The following is a 23,228-nucleotide window of genomic DNA, read 5'->3' as shown; positions in this document are numbered from 1 at the left end:
AGGTTCAGATCTGCCGTCGTTACCATAAAGTTGCTGACCACGTAGTAGCTACAAGACAATTGAAAATACTACTTCTACTTGTAAAACAAGTTCAGCAGGACAAAATCTCGAATCTATTTAACCAAACTCAATGCTTTTCTTAAATCTACATCGTTATTGCGCACCACATCTTCGGGTTTGTAGTTTACAACATAATCGGGAACAATACCTCTCCCTTTAACTGGATTTTTAGCCATCGAAACTACCCTCATCCAAGGAAAATCGACTGCAATTTTGGTATTGGGCAAGGTTAGTTTCTGAAGGGTTACCCCATTACAGCCCTCTTCAGTGCCTGCGGTTTCCCTTCCTATAAATTTAACATTCTTCCGTTGTGCTTTTAAAGCAGCCGTAAGCAATGCGCCCGACGAAAAGGTAGCACCATCAATTAAAACAATTAGGTTCCCGTTAAAATGATCCTTTTCTGCCAGTTGAAAAGGCCCATAAATCCGGCCAAATGCAGGGGTTGCATTAATATGATACCAATTACCTTCTTTACCGCCAGTTTTAAAGCCCAGCACAAATCCTTGCGTTACGGTTGTATCAAAATATTTTGAAAAACGGTTCTGTGCCAGATCGGCAACTCTTGATTTCACATCCTTAACAATGTTAAAAGAGGAATCGGCGAGGTAAGATAACAATTGTGTAGCTACCCTGATGTCACCACCTGTATTGTGCCTTAAATCTAACACCAGGTTTTTGATTCCTTTTTCTCGGATCGATGCAAAAGCATTTTTATACACAACAGTATCTGCGTATGCAAAAGGAGGTGCCGAAAACCATGCGGTGGCTGTTTTTTTTAAAAACCTCAGCCGACGATCAGGAATATCCTTGACAACAACCCAGTTTGCAAAATTATCGACTGGTTTTAACTTCGGATCTTCTGCTATTGCCCCATCTTCTGCCGCTTTCACATTTATGTTTTTTATTGCACCATTAGCGGTACGAAGTTTAATCTGATATGGGCCTGGCCAATGGTAACATTTATTACAGGCATCTTCAAAACCGTCATATTCGCTCAGAAATAGTTCTTTAAATGTTTCAGCATAACCATCTCCGCAATACAAACCATATCCATGTTCAATTATTGCCGAAACCGCTATTCCGTTAATATCGATAATTTCATCTCCTGTGTTCACCTCGGTTGTTTGATGCATCGTTATCCATACACGGTGGTTCCTTACCAGTACTTTAAAAGGGAGGTGGGGAACCTTTTCATTGGCCGATGGCTTAAATAATGCTGAATGTTTTAACTGCGTATGCCCGCACCTCAACCCGCAAATAAAAGGATAAATCTGATCGATAAACTGGCTTTCGGTAAGTGGCGATTTTATTGAGGTATAAGTTTTATCATAGGCCTTTTGCAGATCTGCAGGTGAGGTATAAAACCCATAGCCAGGATGCAATTCTTTAACTACCGACCACAAAACAGATAGATCATCATGCATGCTTTTTACGTTAAGCATATTTTTACCAAGTGTTTCAGTAACTACGCTCCTTCTTTTATTTGAAGTATTGCCTCCACAACCGAAGGCAATGACCATTAGAAAGAAAACAAAGATTTTCACAAGATGCGTTTTCATTGCAGGATGATTATTTACATGCAATATACTGGAAGTTAAATGGGAACTAAAATTTCAATCATCCACTGCTAGATTATTAACCAACATTTGTGATTTTATTTTTATTTCAAAATAATAGCAGATCTTAAACCCCAAGGCAATAAGATTCCCCACTGCATGGGAATGACGATCGACTTCGACCTCATAACAACTCTGTACCCTCTGCGCCTTTCTCTTTGTGGCCTCTGCGGTTAAAAAATGGAATTAATTCTGAAGATTAACTGCGGTTAAAACTGTTTAACTACAACAAATCCTTCAACACTACCCATACGTTTTCGGCAAGAATCTTATCTCCTTCAGCAGTTGGGTGTATACCATCGGCCTGGTTTAATGTCGGAACACCACCCACCTTATCCAATAAAAAGGGGATCAGTGCCATTTGGTTTTTCTTTGCCAGATCAGGAAACATGTTTTTAAAGTCGGCAGCATATTTGGCACCCATATTAGGCGGAACCTGCATACCGGCCAACACCATTTTAGCATCAGGGTATTTAGCTTTTACACGATCAATAATCGCTTGAAGGTTTTTAACCGTTTGTGATACAGGCAACCCGCGCAATCCATCATTTGCGCCAAGTTCGAGCACGAAAATATCCACTCGCTGCTTAAGTAACCAATCTATCCGCCCTTTTCCGCCAGCAGAAGTTTCGCCACTTAAACCACCATTAATTACTTTGTAAGGCATTTGTAAAGAATCGATCCGATTTTGGATCAACGCCGGGTAAGCTTCCGTTGGATCGAGTCCATAACCTGCAGTCAAGCTGGTCCCAAAAAAGAGGATATTCTTCTGCTCAGTAGCCACGGAAGCCGTTTTTTGGTCAGTCGAATCTAAAGTTTTATCGGCATTGCTTTTATTTTCGCGGTTTCCGCAGCTCAGCAGTACAAGGCTCAAAACAAATAGCCCCATTAATCGTTTTCGTAACATATCTAATTAATCTATATCTAATTATTGTTTAAACCATTACCTTAACAGGCAGTGCCTCGTTATGTTTGGCCACAATCTATACGCAAACCCTAAAAATTCAGCTATTGGAAAGCATATTGAACATCCGAAATGTAAGCAAAATTTACCAAAGTGCCGGACGGAAACTGACCGTTTTGGATAACATTAATTTTTCGATAGCAGCTGGCTCAACTGTGGCCATAACGGGTCCTTCGGGAAGCGGAAAAACAACCTTACTTGGTTTATGTGCCGGATTAGATAGGGCCAGCAGCGGAACGGTTGAACTGAATGGTATTGCCTTAGAGAAACTGAATGAGGATGAAAGGGCGGCAATCAGAAATCAATATGTAGGTTTCATTTTTCAGAACTTTCAACTGTTGCCCACTTTAACGGCACTCGAAAATGTAATGGTACCTTTAGAATTAAGGGGGGCAAAAAACATCCGCTCACATGCATTGGAACTGCTGGATAAAGTTGGCCTTGCCGACCGTTCGCATCACTATCCCGTACAGCTATCAGGTGGTGAGCAACAGCGTGTTTCGCTGGCAAGGGCATTTTCGAATCAACCGGCTATTCTTTTTGCAGATGAACCTACCGGAAACCTTGATGCGGAAACCAGTGAAAAAGTGATCAAATTGCTTTTTGATTTAAATAAAGATGCGGGAACCACATTAATTATCGTAACACACGATCTTGAACTGGCTGCCAGAACGGCAAGGAGCATTAAAATTAAAGGCGGCGTAATCATTTCAGACGAAAACCCTACTTATGCCTAATAGCCTCCCAAAACAATCTATTAAGTTTTCGTGGCTATTTAAAATGGCCTGGCGCGATAGCAGGAAAAACCGTGCACGTTTATTACTCTTTATCTCCTCTATTGTTTTGGGCATTGCAGCCCTCGTTGCGGTTTATTCGTTTAAAGATAACCTGCAAAAGGATATTGATGCACAGGCAAAAGAACTTACAGGAGCCGATCTGGTTTTAGATAGCCGGAAGGGCGTAAGCAAAGCGATGCAAAAAATGCTCGATACACTTGGTGATGAACGATCGCAGGAGAAAACATTTGCTTCGATGATCTATTTCCAGAAAGGCGGAGGCAGCCGCTTGGTACAGATGAAAGCCCTGGAGGGGAATTACCCTTATTATGGCACAATAGAAACCATTCCCCTAGCCGCTGCAAAACATTTTCAATCGGGAAGAAATGCATTGGTAGATCAAACGCTAATGCTGCAGTTTAATGCAAAAGTTGGCGATTCGGTAAAAATAGGCGATCTCAATTTCAATATACTGGGCACTTTAACCAAAGCTCCGGGCCAAACCGGTATTGGTGCAAGTATTGCGCCTACCGTTTATATTCCATTACAAATCCTCGATAAAACCAATCTGATTAAAACCGGAAGCCGGATCAACAATAAATTTTATTTCAGGTATAACGATCCATCCAAAATAGATGAATGGGTTAAAAAGCAGGACAGCAAATTAGAAAAAGAAGGTTTCGATGCCGATACGGTTGAATCGAGGAAAGAACAGACCGGAAGATCGTTTAAAGATGTAAACCGTTTTCTGGCTTTATCTGGTTTTATCGCTTTGCTGCTGGGTTGTGTTGGTGTAGGTAGCGCTATCCATGTGTACATTCAGGAAAAACTAAGTGCAATTGCCACACTGAGGTGCTTAGGATTAAAATCACGTCATGCATTTTTAATCTACCTTATCCAGGTCTTTTTCATTGGCTTAATTGCCTCTGTTTTAGGGGCAGCTTTAGGCACAGGGATACAGTTTTTGCTTCCACTGGTATTAAAAGATTTTCTACCGATCGAGATTACCATGCAGGTTTCCTGGCTGGCAGTTGGTCAGGGTATTTTATTGGGGCTGATCATCTCGATCCTCTTTGCACTTCCCTCACTCCTATCCGTAAGAAGGATTTCGCCATTAAATGCCATCCGGATTTCTTTCGAAAAAGCAACTGGAAAAAGAGATCCGCTAACCTGGTTGGTATACCTGTTTATGGCGGTCTTTATTACGGCCTTTACGCACTTGCAGATGAAAACATGGATACAAACGCTGGCTTTTACCGCAAGTATTGCCATCGCTTTTGTGCTGTTGATTATCCTGTCTAAAATATTGATGTTTCTGGTGAGAAAACTCTTACCCAATTCATCCAGTTATTTATGGCGACAGGGCTTTGCCAACCTTTACCGGCCGAATAACCAAACCTTGATGCTTACCGTTTCTATAGGTTTATCAACCGCATTTATCTGCACCCTATTTTTTGTTCAGGGGATCTTAATGAGTCGCGTTACACTTTCATCAGGTGCTAACCAACCTAACATGGTGATGTTCGACATCCAGAATACGCAAAAAGAAGGATTGGACAGTTTAACCAAAGCTTTCAAATTGCCGCTAATGAACCAGGTGCCTGTAATTACCATGCGCATTGAAGAAATTAACGGAAAGAAAGCCAGTGCAGATACCAATAACAGAAGGGCTTATCGCAACGAAATCAGGGCTACCTACCAGGATACTTTAACCGCAGCAGAGAAAATTACATCAGGCAAATGGACTGGAAAAATAAAATCTAATGAAACGGTTTATATTTCACTGGATCAGCGTTATGCCCAGCAGATTCATGTTGAGCTGAATGATAAAATTCTTTTTAATGTGCAGGGTATGATGATACCAACAGTTGTTGGAAGTTTGAGGGAAGTGAACTGGAGCAGGATGCAGACCAATTTTAGGGTTGTTTTTCCAGCAGGGGTATTAGAAGAAGCACCACAATTTCATGTGTTGATGACCAGGGTACCATCGGGCGAAGTTTCAGCCCGTTTTCAGGGAGAAGTGGTGCAAAAATTTCCAAACGTTTCAGTCATCGATTTAGATCTGGTATTAAAACTCTTAGATGAGCTGTTAAGCAAAATCGGTTTTGTAATTCAGTTTATGGCTGGCTTTAGCATGGTTACCGGTTGGATTGTTTTAATCTCTTCGGTATTAACCAGTAAAAACCAGCGGATAAAAGAAAGTATTTTGTTGCGGACAATGGGTGCCAGTAGAAAGCAGATTTTAGCAATAAATGCGATTGAATATTTCTTTTTAGGTGCTTTTGCCGCAGGCGCCGGATTAATTTTAGCCATCAGTGGAAGCTGGGCATTAGCTAAATTCACTTTCGATGCAGCCTTTGTGCCTCCATTGGTACCAACCTTATTGTTGTTTGGCTCAATTGTATCGCTCGTGGTAATTACTGGTATTTTAAGTACAAGAAGCATCCTAAACCAACCGCCGTTAAAGATTTTAAGGACGGAGAGTTAAGCGGTGAGCGAGAGGTATTAACCACCGAGCAAACAGAGAAAACAGAGCAGGATATTGATTCTGATTCAATGGTTCGTGTCCTCACGAACCATCACGTTGCATCATTACCAGCTTCTCTTTGATGATCGCCGCTCCGTGTCAGTCTGAGCGTAGTCGAAGACCTTTTTTAATAAACGTCCATAATAAACCGTATAAGGCTTACATATCCCTTTGATCCGTGGTTCGTGTCCCCACAAACAAAGATAATCGTAATGCCATAAGCTTTAAGATTAGCTTCGCTGAGCACTTCGTGGTTCCCGCCTGCGCGGGAATGACGACCGTTCTTTGGAATCGAACCACTACTTTGCATCATTACCAGCCTTCTCTTTGATGATTGTAGCCACAAAACAGGCTAATCTTTAAACGTGACACCAAATGTTAGGTTTACTTTATTCCATTGCTGTTCAAGCTCAACAACGGATTAAAACAATCCTACAAGTTTTACTAATAATTGATACTTTTACGATTATGATCAGATTAAACAATGATACGCCCAACGATATTCTCCAAGATGTAAAAATCGGCGATATGGTAACCGATACTTTTAGCAAAACCGGCCTCGTAGAAAACATAGAGATTAGCGATGATGGCCTGTACCGCGTTTACGAGTTTCATCTCGTTACCGGCAGAACCATTACTGTTAAAAAGTAAAAAGCGTTAAAAAAAATGAAATAAAAGGATAGACACAGATAATATTAAAATCAGTGTTTATCTGTGTGCATCCGTGTTAAAAGCTACATTTAATCACATTACCTAAGCCCTAACCAAATGTCATTACTTATCCTACTCTTCGGCATCCTGTTGCTTTTCGTGCTGATCTTGAAAAAGATCAACCCAATGATTGCCCTAATTGCTGTGGCAATTATTACTGGTCTTTTATTGGGAATGCCTGCCACAAAGGTAATGAGCTCTATCAGCAATGGTATAGGCAGCACGCTGGGCAGCATGGTAATGGTTTTGGCGCTTGGAGCGATGATGGGTAAATTGATTGAAGACAGCGGATCGGCAAAAAAGATCGTTTTCATATTGATCGGGGCCTTTGGCAAAAAGAACATTCAATGGGCTGTGCTGTTAACCGGTTTATTGGTGGGGATTCCTTTGTTTTATAATGCAGGTTTTGTGGTGTTAATCCCTTTGGTTTTTGCCATTTCTGCCACAACAGGACTATCAAAATTATACATCGGCATACCAATGGCCACAGCCCTTTCGGTAACACATGGTTTTTTACCGCCCCACCCTGGCCCGATAGCTTTAGCTGGTATTTTCCATGCCGATATTGGTAAAACATTGATTTACGGTTTAACTTTAAGCGTACCAATTGCAGTTATTGCCGGAATTTATTTTCCGCGATTGATTCTCAAACGCGATCAATCGGTAACTGTTCAGCGTTTCAGTATCAATGAAGAAGAAAACCTTCCTTCCGCTTCAAGGAGTTTCATTACCGCATTATTGCCAGTATTTTTAATTATTGCGGGAACGATAGGGAGTAGTTTTAAATTCGATTATATCAGTAAACCGCTGTTTATATTTTTAGCCGATCCTACCGCTGCCTTATTAATTTCGGTTATTATTGCTTTAGCGATTCAAAAAACTTCCATTACAAAAGCAATGGAATCGTGCGCTGAAGGTGTTAAAAGTATTGCCATGATTATCTTAATTATTGCAGCAGGCGGTGCCTTTAAACAGATTTTGATTGATAGTGGTATGGGTGAAACAGTAAAACAACTTACCGGTGGGCTGAATTTATCGCCATTATTACTCGCATGGTTAATTACCGCATCACTTAGGGTAACCCTGGGTTCGGCAACAGTGGCCGCACTAACCGCATCGGGTATGGTACTCCCTTTAATTGGCCCCGGAACACCTCCAGAGTTAATGGTTTTATCGGTTGGTGCGGGGAGTCTGATGTTCTCACACGTAAATGATACTGGTTTCTGGATGTTTAAAGAATACTTTAACCTAAGCCTGAAAGAAACTTTCAGCACCTGGACCATGATGGAAAGCCTGGTTTCTGTTTTAGGTCTTATTGGGGTGCTCCTGCTTAATCAATTTGTCAATTAAAATGGCTACTGCTTAACCGGAGCAATATAATCCTTGTTTAATTCAGCTACTTTTGGTGCTTTAACATCTATGTTCCACTTTTGTAACAAGCCAAGAAGTTCTTCTGCTTTTTTAGGGTTTTTATCTGCCAGATTATTTTTCTCACCTATATCATCTTTTAAGTTATAGAGCTGAGTTGAACCATCTTCGAAATAATAGTGCAGTTTCCAATCGCCTTTACGGATAGTTTGTCCGGGCCTTGTCCTAAAAATCGGATCGTTGGTCTCTTTATTTCCGCCTTCTAAATAAATCGGAAAATACCAATATAATGGCCGTTCTGCGAGGTTCTTATTATCTTTTTGAGTGAGCAGATAGTTATAAATGCTATTGCCATCGAGTGGTGGGTATTTCTTTATCCCTGCCAGTTCCATCAGCGTCGGATAAAAGTCTAAATTGCTTACCGGCAAATCAGATTTTGATGCGGGTTTTATCTTTCCTTTCCAGATAAAAGCCAAGGGCACACGGGTACCACCTTCAAAATAACTACCTTTGCCAGCTCTTAAAGGATGCTGAAAGGTAACTTGATTAAACCCGCCATTATCCGAAGTAAAAATGATAAAGGTATTATCAAGAACGCCTTGATCTTTTAACGCTTTTAATAAGATTCCGATATTTCGATCTTCGTTATTCACCATTGTAGCATAGGCTTTATTGGTCTGTTCATCATCGCTCTTATTGGCAAATTTGTACAACAAACTGTCAACCTTCTGGATCGGGCTATGTACAGCATACGTGGCATAGTACAAAAAGAAAGGTTTGGTCCGATCTAATTTTTTAAGGTAATCAACAGTCTTATCTACAATTAAATCGGTTAGGTATTTATCATTTGGGCCATCAAGTTCTATATTTTTGTAAGGTGGATAATAACTTGCTGGCGCACCCACATGTGAGCCACCAATATTGTAATCGAAGCCATAAGGTAATGGATTATCGCTCATGTGCCATTTACCCGCAATGCAAGTGCTATAGCCGTTTTCTTTTAATACTTGGGGAAGAATTTTAAACCTGGGATCAAGGGTCTCTTTGTTTTTAACGGGAATTAACTTCCTGTCTTTACTTTGACCGCGTTCTGATGTGCCAACTGTATAAATACCATGTCGGCTTTGCCATAAACCAGTTAACATGCTTGCCCGGCTTGGTGCACAGTTAGATGCCGAAGCATAACCATTGGTAAATATTAATCCTTCTTTTACTAATGCATCTATTACCGGCGTTTGATAAAATTTAGACCCCATAAATCCGGTATCTTTCCAGCCCATGTCATCAATATTGATAATCAGTATATTGGGTTTTTGCTGGGCAATTGAATAAAAGGAGAAAATTGATAATGCCAGGAGTAAAAGACCTTTTTTCATTAATTATGATTTTGAACATTAAAAATCAAATCTATATTTTTAGTAGGGTATTATCAAAGAAATACTCAAATAATGAGAACCAGCTATAAAAGCATTTAAATAAACAAATTGTAGATAGTTAAACCTATTATTTTATAAAGCAACTGCTACAGCTTCTAAGTAATAGCAACGGGATCTCATTTCGAAACCTTAATTCCTGCTTTTATCCAGGGTAAATTAAACCCGACCAATAGCGTTATCCCTCCCGGTTTTACATCGGGATTCAAAGGAATTAAGCAAAGGGCGGCACTAGTGGAACCGAAGCACTACAGGCACTGCTTTTCAAAAAATGATCAATTCTATAGATCCCTCCATTTCGCTGTGCACCAGTCGGGATGACGAATTGTTCCATTAATTCTTCACCCTGTTCTTTTCTGCATCGGCACCAGAAGACTCGTGTTTAGCTGGCGAAGAAAAAGCTTTACCAAAACGGTAACTATAACTCACCAGAACCGACCTCGAATCCTGACGGTTAACCCAGTTTGCTTCTGTGTTTGCCAGATTATTGATTATACCATTATAAATACGGGTTCTGAAAATGTCGTTAGCGGTTAATTTCAACGTACTTTTTGCTGAAAGTTTTTTCTGCACCGCTGCACCGAACTCATGTACTTCACCCAATAAAAACTGTACATTAGATAGTTTACTTTGGTAACGCATATTTACCTCTGCATTCCAGGTCGGACTGATTTTGAACAGCAAATTCGGATTTGCTCTTAAATAACTTCCATTGGTAACCAAAAAACCTGTGTAGAAATCTGTTTTTGAAACTATTTTTGCATACTCAACATAAGCATTCAGCTTAACCCATTTGGTGAGGTCGATCTCTGCATTTACCGAAACATTGGCCACTCTTGTTTTGCCCACATTTGCTGGTCTGCTGTAATAGGTGCCATTTAAAATTTCTATGGTTTCGTTAACCTCGTCCCGCACCCAGCTGTAACCAAAAGTTGTGGTAATCTTACTTTTATATGTATGCGACAGTTCGATACTTTGCGTAAAAGAAGGCTTTAAAAAAGGATTACCAACATAATAGGTAAACTTATCCAGAGGAGAAAAGAATGGATTAAGGTCCTGATAATAGGGACGATCGATCCTTCTTCCATAATTCAGTCCCAGTTGATTGTTTCCTGCAGTATCGAGTTTATAGGAGAAATAAAGCGTTGGAAATAAACTGTTATAGGTTCTTTTAAAACTCGAATCGGGTTTGATCAGATTGCCCAATTGATGTCCGTTAGAAACCGTGTTTTCATACCTCAAGCCAGCCTGAAGCGAAAACCGCTTTCCTTCCCGGCTCATGTTCAGGTAAACCGCATTGATGTTTTCTTCATATAAAAAGTGATTGCTCTTTTCATAATCGGCATTGGTTTTCCCGTTTGCCGTATTAAAGTAATCCGCAATATTATCGGTTTTGGTATAAGCGGTTTTAACACCCGCATCAAGCTTCCATTTATTTTCCAGTGGATGTGAATAATCAGCTTTAGCGGTATAGATATCAATATTTGAAGGCAGGTTACCTGTTAAAATATCCTGGTATTTTAAGGCTCCACTGGGCAGATAACTGAAGTTGTAGTAAGTTTGATCGGTTTGATTCCGGTAAAGCAGATAATCAGCATCAAAAGTCAATTCTCGTCCTGCCTGCTTAAATTTGTGCCTGTAATTTAAATTTACACCCGCATTCTGGTATTTGATCTGATCGATATTTTCAGCCCTGATGACCGAATCCAATTGCATAGAAGCATTGGATAAATTACTCGTATTGTTGTTTACCTGTTTCGAAATCCGGTTCATTCCGGTAAGTACCACGCCCCAGGTTGTGCGGTCTGATGCATAATAATCAAGTCCTGTTTTCAAATTAAAGGTATTGCCATGCCTGCGGAAATAAGAATTTTGATTGAAGTAGGATTTGGCACTACCATCATCATTTTTATATTTCCTGTTCAGATCAAGATCGGTAAAACTGTTATTTAAATTATAACTCAGGTTACCAAAAACGTTGATCTTATCCTTACGGTAATTAAAGTTGAAACTGTTGTTCGAGCGACTTAATTCGCCTTGATTTAAGCTCAGGTTAATCCCTCCATTAAACCCAGCGATTTTGGTTTTCTTGGTTTTGATATTAATTACACCTCCATTGCCAGCAGCATCGTACTTGGCAGGTGGATTGGTCATCAGCTCAATCTGATCAAGCGAAGAGGAAGGCAGCGAACGCAGGTAATTATCCAGATCGGCACCCGATAAATAGGTTGGTTTATCATCAATAAAAATAGCCACCCCACTCTTGCCTTTGAGCGAGATTACCCCATTCTGATCTACATTTACCCCTGGCGATTTGCTTAGCACATCCAGTGCGGTTGTGCCTGCATTGGAGATCAAAGCATCAACATTGACAACAGTACGATCTATTTTCCGCTCTACAAAAGCTTTCTGAACCGAAATATTCACCTCTTTTAAATTGGTTGCTCCAGCTCTGATCTTGATGTCGGCCAAATTGATCACAGCGCGATTGGCAGTTAAAATCAAGGTATCGGTTTGATAAATAGGTGAACCTACAACCGATACCTTGATGAGGTATTTTCCATAGCTAAGTTTATCAAAGCTAAACAGTCCATCCTTTTCAGTGAAGGTTGTTTTAACCAACACCGAATCTTTAAGCAGTGCAGCTGTGGCAAATTCTATATTTTTCCCATCGGCATCCAATACACGACCGTAAATTCTGGATTGAAGAGTTTGGGCTTGAGCAAAGGTAAGGGCAATATTCATCCATACGGCTAAAAAAGCCATGAGCTTAAATTTCATGATGTGAATTGGGTTAGCGCTTTTAGAACTTAGTTTTTATTGTTTTCGATCAGGAAATTATACATCAGCGAATGATTTTCATTTTTCAAAAATCTTTGCTTGTATTTTTTCTGCACATCAGCATTTTGTTTTACGCCATTTACAATTAAATCGTCTTTATTGAGTTTGTACGACAATTTATTGGTACTGGTAATAATGCCGTCTTTCATCAATTGCTGATTGATTTCGTTGGTATAATCGTGACCATCTCCGTTGGCTACAGTTTTCGAAGTAACCGTTCGCTGTACGCCTGTTCTCGTACTTGTTTTTGGGTTATATACAGGGGGCGTTGGAGGCGTAGGTGGAACTGGTGGATTGGTTGGAGCTGACGGAACCGAAGGCAACGGTGGTGCCGGCGGTACAGCATACGCAGCGCGGGGTGCCCTTGGTGCTCTAGGTGGGCGTGGTGGACGTGGCGATCTTGGTGCACGGTTTCCTCTACTCTCTTTATCATCCTGGGTCCATTTAGCGTCTTCCTTTGCCCATTTATCAACCTCTTTTGTCCAATTGGCATCTTCTTTTGCCCATTTGGCGTCTTCCTTGGCTAATTTAGCATCTTCTTTTGCAAGTTTCTCGTCTGCGATACGGAGTTTTTCATCGGCTATTCTTGCTTTAGCATCTTCATTCCGCATTCGCTCATCCGCTATTGCCTTTCCAGCATCGTCTTTTCTGGCTTGCTGATCGGCAATTCTTGCCTTTACATCTTCATCCGTTTCGCTGTTTTTGCGTTTTTCGTTTAACTGTTTCAATTGACGATCCATTTTCGAATTGATTTCCTTTTCTAATTGATCGGCAGATTTCCCTTCAACAGGTTTAGATTTTTTCGCTGTATCCTGTAAAACCTGTATTGAAGTGGATATTTTTTTTCTGGTAACTGTTTTTGYATTGCCCACGCTCTTGAACGCAGCACTGCAAATCACAACCGATACCAGGGCGATGGTTAATATTGTCTTTTCCATTTTGTTTAAAGTTGAATTGGTGTTGAATAACATCCTGCTTGCTCTATGCAGCAGGCTACCTTTCTTACCCGTTATCGCCATGGCATAAGCAGGTGCACGCTGCTTAAACTCCTGGCAGAATATGAGGGCCTGAACGTAGTTTTTGCGATCGCTTACACAGGCAATGGCCAAATCATCACAGCAATGTTCGCGTTCTGTTTTTATTAATTGTGATACCCAAAGTACCGCTGGGTTAAAGAAGAAAACAATTTCGATAAAACTTTGCAATAGGTTTACCAGGTAATCTTTACGTTTAATGTGGGCCAGTTCGTGAGAAAGAATAGCCTCAACTTCTGCATTTGACAGGCCGGTAAGCAAACCTAATGGGATCAGAATTAAGGGTTTAAAATGCCCCACAACCATTGGCGCCTGCGCAATACCTGATTGCATGATTTTAACCGGTTGACTTAAACCTAATTTTTCGGCCAACATAGCTAACTTTTCATCCCACTGTTTACCTGCAGCATAGGTTTTATGTTTACGCAAATGATATACACCATTTAAACCTACCACTAACTGAACACTTTTTCCGCATATAATTAAAAACCAGATCAGTACAATCTGATATGCATAGGCGTTCCATAGAGAAAGAATTTTGTTCAGTCCCGAATACATATCATGCTGAACGTTTGCAATTACAGGTTGATCGGTAGCCCCACTTGGGAGATTAATCGCCACCTGGCTGGCTATAGAACCTATAGGCTTTTGCAGTTCTTTGTAAAAGGTGAAGAATATAGCCACAACAAACAAGGCCAAACATATGGTGAGGAGGTTATAACGCATTGCCGCGCTAGCTTTTCGGGTAGTAAACATCACCAAACCAGCAAGCAAGGCCAATATTACCCCAAGCCATAGTGAGTGGAATAAAGTAGCACCAAGGGCATGAAGCCAGTTTTCGGGTAAAAGGTTAATTAACTTAAATTCCATCATTGTGGTTCTTTAGAATCTGTTATTATTAATTATTCCATGCTATCCAATAGCCGCTTTATCTCTTCTATTTCCTGTTTAGAGGTTTTTTCGTTACCCAGAAGCTGCATCATTAACTGCGAAGCGGATCCTTTATATAAGGTATTTACAAAACGGTCTAACAACTGAACCTTGGTTTTCTCCTCAGCCTCAACAGGAATATAAATGTGTTTCATTTGGCTTTCATCACGTTTTAATATTCCCTTTTCGGTTAAGATCTGCATCTGCTTTAAAGTTGAGGTATAATTCACCTCTCGCTGCTCGTTCAATTTATCGTTTACAAACCGAACTGTAGATGGCCCGAATTCCCATAATACCTGAAGAATTTCTAATTCAGCTTTAGTGGGTTCAGGCAGATTATTTTCAGTTTGATTACTTTTCATACCCTAAAGGTACGATGTTTTTCGTACGATTCAAATATTATGTTACTTATTTTTATAAAAAATGTTCAATCAGCTCATTTTAAGCAATTTAATAAGAAAGTATGCAAGGTTTCCTTTTTAAGGAAAAACAGGTTTATTATATGGAGCGCAAGTTCTGTGTAAAATAATGAGCTTCTTCCCGTTTTACGCTTTTACGCTTCGCTGCCTCGTACCTCGTTGCTGCAGGGTAGCGCTGCAACCGGGGCTAGGTGGCCACAGCATTATTTCATTTGTTGGGTTGCAGGGTGCACAAGCCCTGGTTTCTAAACCCGATCCGATAGCTATCGGATGGAGCGGAATAGCCTGGAGCGCAGCGAGGACTATAAGTGAAAGCGGGACTGGCGGTCTCCAAGAACCACAAGCCATCCATTTCCTAATTCTAATAGCGGGTAAATAGTTTTTTACCTGTACACATCAAACGATCTATTTCGGTCGGTGAGACACCAACCGATAGGATAAAATCAATCCCGTTATTTATTGATCAGTGCGATATCATCCACAATAATATCTCCGGAAGGTGTTTTATTAAAGATAAATCTAATTTTTTTAAGATCATTAACCTTAAATAGGCTATTGCCGCCTAAAATTTTCTCTATATCGAAATAGAAAAAATCTGGTACCGCTTCTGAGTTTGGATAATCGTTAAATAAGTCAAACTTACTCAGGTTTTTTGCCATTTGAGGCTGAAGAAGACTACAGCTGCTCAAAGGAAAAGAAAAACGGTGTTTTTTAACGTCTTCCACCTCAATAGTGAAATCGATTGGCTTATTATTTCCTGAAGCATTTTCCTTCCCTGCAGCCAATGAAAAACTTAACATCTTACCCGACAGAGAGAGCGGGGAAGATAAAGCCACCGAAAAGAAACTAGCCTGATGTTTGGGTTTTAACGAATCCCAACCAAGGTAAACGGCCTTGGAAATTTGCATGCTCCATAAAAACTTATTCTGCTGTTCCTTCCACTCTCGAAGGCCGCTTGAGGTAATTTTGCCTCCTGGAATAGATGTTGTACCAACATTTACATCCTCTTCAAAATCGGCCAATAAGGTTTTTTGTGCAGGCTCGAACTGGTTCATGTATAGCTTTTTAGGCAACCAATTTCTACCAGATCTTGCATCCATAAAAAGCGGTTTATAACCCGCCTGATTGTTTAGTGTTGTTTCCAGAAAACCATTAATGTACACACTCAATATTTTTTGCTGTTCCTGCTCATCCATCAACTGTTTTAGATTAAACCTATTGATGCCTGGCCCTGCCCCATCTTTTCGACCCCAAACTGAATTAAATTGCCCGTGATTGGCTGCACTTAAATAAAGACCGGCTTTAAAACCATTAAAGTTGGGAGAAAACTGGATCCTTTTCATGGTAGCAAGTCCACCATAGGTCTGCATATCCATATCAAGAGCCCCCTGGATCACAAAATAATTGATATCCTTTGCAACTGTTAAGGTTCCGCCAGGTTTGTACTGGCCATCAACAGGTGCTATGGCAATAACGGCTCCAATATTGAAATTAAATTTAAACACCTCCCTTGCATCATCGGGATAATGGCTAAGCCGATTAAACACCGCCGCATGGGTTACGGCCTCTCCTCCCCTCGAATGACCAATAATGGCAATCTTATCCATATCAATTCTTTTATAAAAGCTATTTCCGGGTGTATTGTTCCAATTGCGCAAAAGTTCAAGGTGTTTTAACAGTAACCATGCCCTCGCTGCATTCTCATTCTTTAATCCACCGCCAAATACATCCAGATCAGTTAACGAAAGGTTAAGAAAATTCTCATCTACCGATACCACCATATATCCGCGACTGGCCAATAACTCGCCCAAAAAAGTATAGCCTGGATCGGAAGCATGCTGGGCAAGATGATTGCCATGAACGATTACCACTAACGGCAACTTTTCTTTTTTATCACGTGGATACCAAACCAGTCCATTCAGCGGAAGCGACTTCTGATCAAACCCAAAATATATGGTTCTCAGCTTTCCCGAAAGCCCGATCCAGGAGGAGAGCAAACGAGAACCATTAACGCTTGTTGTTTTTATCTTCACACCATCACCAAATTCTTTCCGCCACTTATCCTTTCCACTGCCATAACTGAGCACATAAGATTTGTATGGCCCTTTACGCGATGGATCTGGCAGATCAATTGCCTCAGGAAGCTTACCATTCAGTTTATAATTTACAACAGCTATCGGCTTAGTTCCTTGCCCCAAGAAAATACACAGACCTAAAATGAAAGCAACAGAAGAAAGTACCACTACCAGAAACCAAAAAATATTTTTCAAATTTTTCAATGGAAACAGGCTGCCTTTTTTCCATTGATAAAAACCAGTCAATATCAATACTGGCAATACAATTATTCCTGCAATCAGCACCCAGCCATAAGTGGCAGGAAGATAAAAAAAATAAAAAACAGCCAGGTAACAAAAAATAATGGCAACCTGATAAGCGGCGGGAATGCGCGGCAATAATTTTAATAAACGCATTATCAAAACTGAAATGACAATACCACAACCCACATAAAACAACAGATAGCCTACAAGATATAAGATTGGTATATGCTGATAAAAGTAAAGCACATGCATTACAGATAGAAACAGTACCACAAAGGCAACAATAAGCTTACCTGCCCTGCCTGGTATTTTTTCTGCCGGGGAAAGAAATTCGACGGTGCGTTTAAAAAAGGATTTGATTTTAGCAATTATAATCATAGTCTTAATCGTATTTAAGTAATACAAGATTTCAATACCAGCTGATTTTCAGCAGGCACGGGATAATGTGCCTATTGAGCAAATTAATAAAAATCGATAATTAGTTAAAAAATTGTTGACCTTGCTTTGGAAAAGGATAAACGCTATGTTGTGATTACATTAATTGTACCGCCATTTATATTGTGAAGTACATTTGGCGCACTTAAAGATTAATTTATCTTGCTTAAATTATCCTTTACCTGCTTAATCACGGCAATAATATCTTCTTCTCCATATTTTGCAGCCGCATCTCCGAAAGTATTTAGTGCTGTTTTAGCCAATGGTGATGAAATCCCTTCGGCTTTGGCCAGGTTCAGATCTTTTACAATATGTTTAAGTGCAAAAGCAGCTTGGTAATGATCAGCAACAATGGCATCACCTTTAATTTTGGTAAAAATATTGCCAATGGCTGCATTATTGATCAATTCTAATAAGTCTTCTGTTTTAATCCCTTGTTCATTCGCAAACAAAACGGTTTCAGCCAGGCCCTGTGCATATAGGGCCAAAAGCGAATTGATGGCCAGCTTTGCACTGTTGCCCGCACCATTTTCGCCAACAAGTTTGGCAAGTTTGCCCATTTTTTCCAGAATCGGTTTTACCTGATTAAAAGCAGCTTCTTCACCGCCAACCATGATAACCAACTGACCGGTTTCTGCCTGCTTCACACTGCCTGAAACTGGCGCATCTAAATAAAAGTTTCCTTTTGCTTTACACTGCTTAGCCATTTCTTTTGAAATAGAAGGAGAAACCGTGCTCATATTGATGATGATCTTATCCGAAGTTTCTCCACTAAAAAGACCTTCTTCTCCCTTAAAAATCTGTTCTATAGCGGCATCATCAGAAACCATAACAATTACCACATCAGTAGTTACAATCRGCGCTTTAGGTGTTTCGGCTATTGATGCGCCCAGTTCTTTCAGTGCAGCTTCTTTATCCTTGTTCCTGTTATAGACAGTAACTGTGTAATCTGCTTTTATCAATTGCTCTGCCATCGGGATACCCATATTACCTAACCCGATCCAGCCTATTTTTGTAGTATTCATTTCGTTATTTTTATAATAAACAAATGTGCCAAAGAAAAAGCTGAAATTCTTAAACGTTACGTAAAAATGATACGATGAAGTAATTATTTGTATAAGCCGCTTTAACATACTAATATTTTTAGTAAATTAGCGCTGCATTAAAATAATCTCCCACTTTGTAATTACCATACCATATGGCCAGCCCGCTTAAAGATTTATATTCTCCAGCCTTTTACGATAGATTAGCCCATGCATTAACGGCTACTGTTCCAGGTTTCGACGAAGGAAAATTTATTAAAAAGGTTTTCACTGCTGACTTCGAATCAAAAGAACTAAAAGAGCGGATGAAACATACCTCGAAGGTATTACATGATTTTTTACCCGAAGATTATCCTCAAACGATAGCGTTGATTAAAAAAACTATCGCACAATTAAGGCTGCAGGGTATTGGAGAAGATAGCCTGGCTTATATGTTTTTACCTGATTATATCGAAACCTATGGTATAGATGATTTCGAAGGTTCAGTTGAGGCACTCGAATTTGTTACGCAGTTTGTAAGCTGCGAATTTGCTGTTCGTCCTTTCATTTTAAAATACGGAAATGAGATGATTTTAAAGATGCAAAAATGGTCGCTGCACGAAAGCCATAAAGTAAGAAGGCTCGCCAGTGAAGGAAGCCGTCCGCGCCTACCCTGGGCCATGGGTATCCCCTTTCTGAAAAAAGACCCGACATCCATTTTACCCATACTGGAAAACCTTAAAAAAGATCCATCAGAATATGTAAGGCGGAGCGTTGCCAATAGCTTAAATGATATTGCAAAAGATCATCCTCAGGTTGTTTTAAATGTGGCTAAAAACTGGTCGGGTTTGGGTGCCGAAACCGATGCCATTATTAAACATGGCAGCCGTACATTACTTAAACAAGGCCATGTGGATATCCTTAAACATTATGGCTTAGATGATACAGGGATTTTATTAAAAGATTTCAAAATCTTAACGCCTCAGGTCAAAATTGGCGAAAGTCTGGAGTTTTCATTTTCTATTCTGAACGAAAATCCGACTGAACAAAAAGTGAGGTTGGAATACGCCATTTACTATAAAAAGCAAAACGGCCAGAACACTAAAAAAGTGTATAAAGTTTCGGAGCGGATTTATCCTGCGGGTGCAGCAGTAAACATTACACGCAAGCAAAAATTCGTGCTGATTACCACGCGTAAATTTCATCTGGGCGATCACCAGGTTTCGATGATCATTAACGGTGCTGAGAAGGAAATTTCACACTTTGAATTAACGGCTTAGTTTGGATTTTAATTCATCGAGCAAAGCGACCTGCTTTTCGTTAATGTGTTTAATGGCATTATTGTAGGCAAACCATTCGGCTTTGTCTATTTCAGCAAAACTTTGCTTTTTACCCGATCGCGGCGGCCATTCTATTTCGAAAGTATTACTAACAATTGTAGAAGGATCAAGATCTCCTTCCACAGCCCAACACAATACTTTTTTACCCCCCTTTTGCACAATGGGAGTTAATTCAATAAAGTCGCCGGTTAAGCTTTGACCTGTTTCCTCTTTAAATTCGCGGACTGCAGCTGTTAAAGCTTCTTCACCTTCATTTAGTTCCCCTTTGGGCACTGTCCAAAAGCCAATATCTTTTTTTGCAAAGAATGGCCCACCCGGATGAACCAGAAAAAATTCTACCTGCTGATCTTTTCTTCTGAAGAGCAATATTCCAGCACTCTGTTTCATAAGGGCAAGGTAGGGATTGTATCTAAAGAAGTCAAGTTTTAAAAACTTGACTTCTTTTAAATCTAATTATTAAAAATTTGCCTCTCTAAAGAAATTTCAATAAATTCATTTATGCCAATTAATGAAAAACACATTGAAGATTTTATTGAAAATGAATTCATGCATATTATCTGCAAATCCGTTAGTGGCTCAAAATTATTTAAAGACGATGGTAACAGGATATATTTTCTTCTAAAATATGCACAGTATTCTGCAGGTTATGTAAATACCTATGCTTACATCTTATTGGATAATCACACCCATTTCTTGATAAAAAACACAAGTTCAGATGAACTTAAATCGCATTTAAAATCTTTGAGTAAAGATTCCTTAAAAACACATCAGAAAAAATACTTGGCCAATGAAATTTGCTACAGCGAAGCTGTAGAATTTCAGATGAAAGACTTTTTCATTGCTTATGCAATGGCATTTAATAAGAAAAATGATAGGTCTGGATCTTTATTTGTCAACCCTTTTCGAAGGGTGAGAATTATCGATGAAGTACATTTACATCAATTGATTATTTATATCCATGCAAATGTATTAAAGCATGGTATCTGTACTGAATTTAAAAATTACAAATGGTCGTCTTATCAAACGATTCTGTCGGAGAAGAAGACAATTTTGAAAAGAAAAGAGGTATTAGATTTTTTTGGTGGTAAAAATAGTTTTGTGAAACAGCATCAAATTCAAAGCGAGCACTTCTACATCTGTAATCATCAAATCGAATAGTTCCTATAGAATTCAATATGTCCAAAGAAGTCAAGTTTTAAAAACTTGACTTCTTTCAAATTCATTAAAAAAGCAGCCAGGTTTTTTAAGTCCTGGCTGCTTTATATAATCTGGTATGATGAGATTTTATTGGAGGCGTTTTACAACAACCCGTACAAACCATGGGCGTAATTCCTTAATGAAGATGATACCGTCTTCATCTTTTCGGGAGATGGGCCTTTTACTTTATAGGCTTCTGGATGAAGTTCTAAAGGTTGTTCGTTAATGTGTTCTAATGTGTTTCTATTGCTTAATGTAGCATGTTGTTCTTCGCTTAATTTTAAAGGTGCCATGATCTTGAAATTTATACTAGAACAACAGGATTATCTGGAATAAGTTTGCGGCTTTTTGTAATTTTTTAAGATTATTTTCCAAGACCCGAAATCCAGTTTTCGGTATCCGAAATTTTAACCGGCACGGCCGAAGCAATGATTTTCAGCACCCCTCCTGCATTGATATCTTCTTGCGTGATAAAGTTCTTTTTGAAAGGCTTTCCGTTAAGAAAAACGGCCTTGATATATTTGTTTTTCAAGCTAAAATTTTCAGTTTCGATGGTAAATGTTTTTCCTTTTGGCAGGTTATAGCTTAGCGATGGAAATAAAGGCACATTTAAATAATAAATTGGCCACCCTACACATGCCGGAGAAAAACCACTTGCCGCAAACACATACCAGGCACTCATTGCACCGGCATCATCGTCCATAGTACGCAGATAGGCATGTGGCTGGTTTCTATAAATTTTACCGATATAACTACCGATTCCGCGGCTGTTATCGTTAAAATAATTTTGGATTACGGTATCAGCTGCCAATTGATGCATCCAATATTGCGATTTATAACCAGACTTGGTAACATTATACATCAATGGTACCTGCAAATCTGGTTCATTGGCATGGTTGTATAAATCACGCGCAAAAAATTCGTCGAGTTTTGCCAGATAAGATTCCTCTCCCCCGTCCAGTTCAATCAACCCTTTAAAATCATAAGGCACAAACCATCGATATTGCCAGATGGTACCCTGGTATAAACCACGGGCCTGCATACGGTCGACATCATTTTTGCTCATATCTTTAAAATCCTTGTTCCAATATTTCTTGTATTCAAGCGCTTTATTGAGATAAAAATCAGATTTTTCTTTATTCTTTAAAATCTTAAAGATTTCTGCCAATGCCCAGTTATCGTAACTCGATTCCAGTGCTTTATCTGGAGATTTGTAATCCAGGCCATTTACCTCTTTCACTAACGAATCGGCAATCTTGTTAAAATCTACCGGATAACCCTTGCGGTAGGCATCAAGCAAAACCACAATGGCATGTTCAGAACGCACGGTATTTGATGGCTCATTTTGCCCGGCATAATCTTTTTTGCCCGAGTTATACAGATCAGCAATAGAACTGACCATTCCAGCATACCTATCTTGTTCAATTAGCGAAAGCAAAGGCAACTGCGTACGGTAATTGTCCCAAATGGCCCAGCCGTTGTAGCGGATTTCTTTATCTTTCTGAATTTCGCCTTTTGTATTGCGATATGTTCCATCAGTTTCTGAAATTACATAAGGCGATTGCATGGTGCGATATAAAAGCGAATAAAATAGTTTTGCACTTTCTAGATCGCCATTTACGGCAATTTTGGAAAGATCGGTATTCCAATCGGCTTTGCTTTGTTCTTTTACGGTATTGAAAGGATTTTTATTGACAGAAGCTTTTGCAGCTTCAACACTTACCGAAGAAAGTGCAATATCGATTCCCACTGAGGTTAATTCTCCTTTAAGCGTGGCAATCATTTTATGATCGTCTATTACTTTCCATGATACATTATCGCCGATTTCCATATAATAGAACAATTTGTATTTACCTGCACCACAGGTTGTTTTTGAGGTAATCCATCCACTTACGCTATTACCGTTTATCTCGTGCGATTCGGCTACAAAAGCACCGTTAAAAGCATAACCCAAATCGAGGTAAAAACCTTTGGCCCCTTTCGGAAATTGGTAGACATGCTTCCCGGCTTTGCCCAATACGGTAAAACTGGCTTTAATTTTATTTTCAAAACCTACTTCATAGTAACCTGGACTTGCTTTTTCAGAAACCTTAATCAGTTCTGACTTCGCCGGATCACTGCCTAAAAATGGTTTGATGAAAATATTACCACCCGAGCCCTGACAGCCAACTCCTTCGAAACGGTTGTGGGTAAAGCCTTCGAATTTCTTGGCCAGGTATTCGTAACCGGTATGTGTT

17 protein-coding genes are annotated in these 23,228 nt (G+C 39.7%); 6 read left to right on the top strand and 11 right to left on the bottom strand.

Going from position 1 to position 23,228, the window contains the following annotated elements:
* Window positions 1-113: 113 nt before the first annotated feature.
* Entirely contained in the window at window positions 114-1,619 is a 1,506-nt protein-coding gene (locus AC1DPQ_RS00085) for a S41 family peptidase (protein WP_477607424.1), read from the bottom strand.
* Window positions 1,620-1,899: 280 nt separating this feature from the next.
* Window positions 1,900-2,583 carry an arylesterase gene (locus tag AC1DPQ_RS00080; protein ID WP_477581601.1) on the bottom strand — a complete coding sequence of 228 codons (684 nt, stop codon included), beginning with the start codon at window positions 2,581-2,583 and terminating at the stop codon, window positions 1,900-1,902.
* 104 nt (window positions 2,584-2,687) lie between these two features.
* Between AC1DPQ_RS00080 and AC1DPQ_RS00075 the strand changes: the two genes are divergently transcribed.
* The 4 genes from AC1DPQ_RS00075 to AC1DPQ_RS00060 all read left to right on the top strand — a co-directional run bounded on the left by AC1DPQ_RS00075 (window position 2,688) and on the right by AC1DPQ_RS00060 (window position 8,004).
* Complete coding sequence (locus AC1DPQ_RS00075; protein ID WP_477581599.1) at window positions 2,688-3,377, top strand: ABC transporter ATP-binding protein; 690 nt, start codon at window positions 2,688-2,690, stop codon at window positions 3,375-3,377.
* A complete protein-coding gene (locus tag AC1DPQ_RS00070; protein ID WP_477581598.1) occupies window positions 3,370-5,904 on the top strand; it encodes an ABC transporter permease in 2,535 nt (844 codons plus the stop codon). Before AC1DPQ_RS00075 ends, AC1DPQ_RS00070 begins: the two co-directional genes overlap by 8 nt.
* A gap of 414 nt (window positions 5,905-6,318) precedes the next feature.
* Window positions 6,319-6,594 (top strand): hypothetical protein, encoded by a 276-nt coding sequence (locus AC1DPQ_RS00065; protein ID WP_477581597.1) that lies wholly within the window; start codon window positions 6,319-6,321, stop codon window positions 6,592-6,594.
* 117 nt (window positions 6,595-6,711) lie between these two features.
* The gene (locus AC1DPQ_RS00060) at window positions 6,712-8,004 is read left to right on the top strand and encodes a gluconate:H+ symporter (protein WP_477607422.1); all 1,293 of its coding nucleotides are present in this window, start codon (window positions 6,712-6,714) and stop codon (window positions 8,002-8,004) included.
* A gap of 5 nt (window positions 8,005-8,009) precedes the next feature.
* Here the strand turns inward: AC1DPQ_RS00060 and AC1DPQ_RS00055 are convergent, their stop codons facing one another.
* The 6 genes from AC1DPQ_RS00055 to AC1DPQ_RS00030 form a co-directional block, all read right to left on the bottom strand.
* A complete protein-coding gene (locus AC1DPQ_RS00055; RefSeq protein ID WP_477607421.1) occupies window positions 8,010-9,398 on the bottom strand; it encodes a sulfatase in 1,389 nt (462 codons plus the stop codon).
* A gap of 390 nt (window positions 9,399-9,788) precedes the next feature.
* Window positions 9,789-12,236 carry an outer membrane beta-barrel protein gene (locus AC1DPQ_RS00050; RefSeq protein WP_477583110.1) on the bottom strand — a complete coding sequence of 816 codons (2,448 nt, stop codon included), beginning with the start codon at window positions 12,234-12,236 and terminating at the stop codon, window positions 9,789-9,791.
* Between the two features lie 29 nt (window positions 12,237-12,265).
* A complete protein-coding gene (locus AC1DPQ_RS00045) occupies window positions 12,266-14,203 on the bottom strand; it encodes a M56 family metallopeptidase (RefSeq protein ID WP_477607420.1) in 1,938 nt (645 codons plus the stop codon).
* Between the two features lie 29 nt (window positions 14,204-14,232).
* Window positions 14,233-14,622, bottom strand: a complete 390-nt coding sequence (locus AC1DPQ_RS00040) for a BlaI/MecI/CopY family transcriptional regulator (RefSeq protein WP_029275844.1) — start codon at window positions 14,620-14,622, stop codon at window positions 14,233-14,235.
* Window positions 14,623-15,131: 509 nt separating this feature from the next.
* On the bottom strand, window positions 15,132-17,375 hold the full coding sequence (locus AC1DPQ_RS00035; protein WP_477607418.1) for a hypothetical protein: 2,244 nt from the start codon (window positions 17,373-17,375) through the stop codon (window positions 15,132-15,134).
* A gap of 209 nt (window positions 17,376-17,584) precedes the next feature.
* On the bottom strand, window positions 17,585-18,457 hold the full coding sequence (locus tag AC1DPQ_RS00030) for an NAD(P)-dependent oxidoreductase (RefSeq protein WP_477607416.1): 873 nt from the start codon (window positions 18,455-18,457) through the stop codon (window positions 17,585-17,587).
* Window positions 18,458-18,630: 173 nt separating this feature from the next.
* On the opposite strand from AC1DPQ_RS00030, the gene AC1DPQ_RS00025 reads away from it, so the two are divergent.
* The gene (locus tag AC1DPQ_RS00025) at window positions 18,631-19,734 is read left to right on the top strand and encodes a DNA alkylation repair protein (protein WP_477607414.1); all 1,104 of its coding nucleotides are present in this window, start codon (window positions 18,631-18,633) and stop codon (window positions 19,732-19,734) included.
* Here AC1DPQ_RS00025 and AC1DPQ_RS00020 read toward each other — a convergent pair.
* Window positions 19,723-20,181 (bottom strand): NUDIX hydrolase, encoded by a 459-nt coding sequence (locus AC1DPQ_RS00020; protein ID WP_477584999.1) that lies wholly within the window; start codon window positions 20,179-20,181, stop codon window positions 19,723-19,725. The two genes, AC1DPQ_RS00025 and AC1DPQ_RS00020, sit on opposite strands and share 12 nt — an antisense overlap.
* A 111-nt stretch (window positions 20,182-20,292) precedes the next feature.
* Here AC1DPQ_RS00020 and AC1DPQ_RS00015 point away from each other — a divergent pair, with 111 nt between their 5' ends.
* Window positions 20,293-20,952, top strand: a complete 660-nt coding sequence (locus tag AC1DPQ_RS00015; RefSeq protein WP_477585000.1) for a transposase — start codon at window positions 20,293-20,295, stop codon at window positions 20,950-20,952.
* Between the two features lie 140 nt (window positions 20,953-21,092).
* Here AC1DPQ_RS00015 and AC1DPQ_RS00010 read toward each other — a convergent pair whose 3' ends face one another.
* Together AC1DPQ_RS00010 and AC1DPQ_RS00005 are read right to left on the bottom strand one after the other, a co-directional pair.
* Complete coding sequence (locus tag AC1DPQ_RS00010; protein ID WP_477585001.1) at window positions 21,093-21,284, bottom strand: hypothetical protein; 192 nt, start codon at window positions 21,282-21,284, stop codon at window positions 21,093-21,095.
* 71 nt (window positions 21,285-21,355) lie between these two features.
* Window positions 21,356-23,228 (bottom strand): glycoside hydrolase domain-containing protein (locus AC1DPQ_RS00005; RefSeq protein WP_477607412.1); only part of this gene is annotated, 1,873 nt, incomplete at its 5' end.

This window comes from Pedobacter sp. 01T416_2, from assembly GCF_056398925.1.
This window is presented reverse-complemented; position numbering and strand designations above follow the sequence as displayed.

Excerpts from the sequence above, each read along its gene's own strand:
- AC1DPQ_RS00085 (WP_477607424.1), bottom strand. The coding sequence starts at position 1,619 with ATGAAAACGCATCTTGTGAAAATCTTTGTTTTCTTTCTAATGGTCATT.
- AC1DPQ_RS00080 (WP_477581601.1), bottom strand. The coding sequence starts at position 2,583 with ATGTTACGAAAACGATTAATGGGGCTATTTGTTTTGAGCCTTGTACTG.
- AC1DPQ_RS00070 (WP_477581598.1), top strand. The coding sequence starts at position 3,370 with ATGCCTAATAGCCTCCCAAAACAATCTATTAAGTTTTCGTGGCTATTT.
- AC1DPQ_RS00065 (WP_477581597.1), top strand. The coding sequence starts at position 6,319 with ATGTTAGGTTTACTTTATTCCATTGCTGTTCAAGCTCAACAACGGATT.
- AC1DPQ_RS00060 (WP_477607422.1), top strand. The coding sequence starts at position 6,712 with ATGTCATTACTTATCCTACTCTTCGGCATCCTGTTGCTTTTCGTGCTG.
- AC1DPQ_RS00055 (WP_477607421.1), bottom strand. The coding sequence starts at position 9,398 with ATGAAAAAAGGTCTTTTACTCCTGGCATTATCAATTTTCTCCTTTTAT.
- AC1DPQ_RS00050 (WP_477583110.1), bottom strand. The coding sequence starts at position 12,236 with ATGAAATTTAAGCTCATGGCTTTTTTAGCCGTATGGATGAATATTGCC.
- AC1DPQ_RS00040 (WP_029275844.1), bottom strand. The coding sequence starts at position 14,622 with ATGAAAAGTAATCAAACTGAAAATAATCTGCCTGAACCCACTAAAGCT.
- AC1DPQ_RS00035 (WP_477607418.1), bottom strand. The coding sequence starts at position 17,375 with ATGATTATAATTGCTAAAATCAAATCCTTTTTTAAACGCACCGTCGAA.
- AC1DPQ_RS00025 (WP_477607414.1), top strand. The coding sequence starts at position 18,631 with ATGGCCAGCCCGCTTAAAGATTTATATTCTCCAGCCTTTTACGATAGA.
- AC1DPQ_RS00020 (WP_477584999.1), bottom strand. The coding sequence starts at position 20,181 with ATGAAACAGAGTGCTGGAATATTGCTCTTCAGAAGAAAAGATCAGCAG.
- AC1DPQ_RS00015 (WP_477585000.1), top strand. The coding sequence starts at position 20,293 with ATGCCAATTAATGAAAAACACATTGAAGATTTTATTGAAAATGAATTC.
- AC1DPQ_RS00010 (WP_477585001.1), bottom strand. The coding sequence starts at position 21,284 with ATGGCACCTTTAAAATTAAGCGAAGAACAACATGCTACATTAAGCAAT.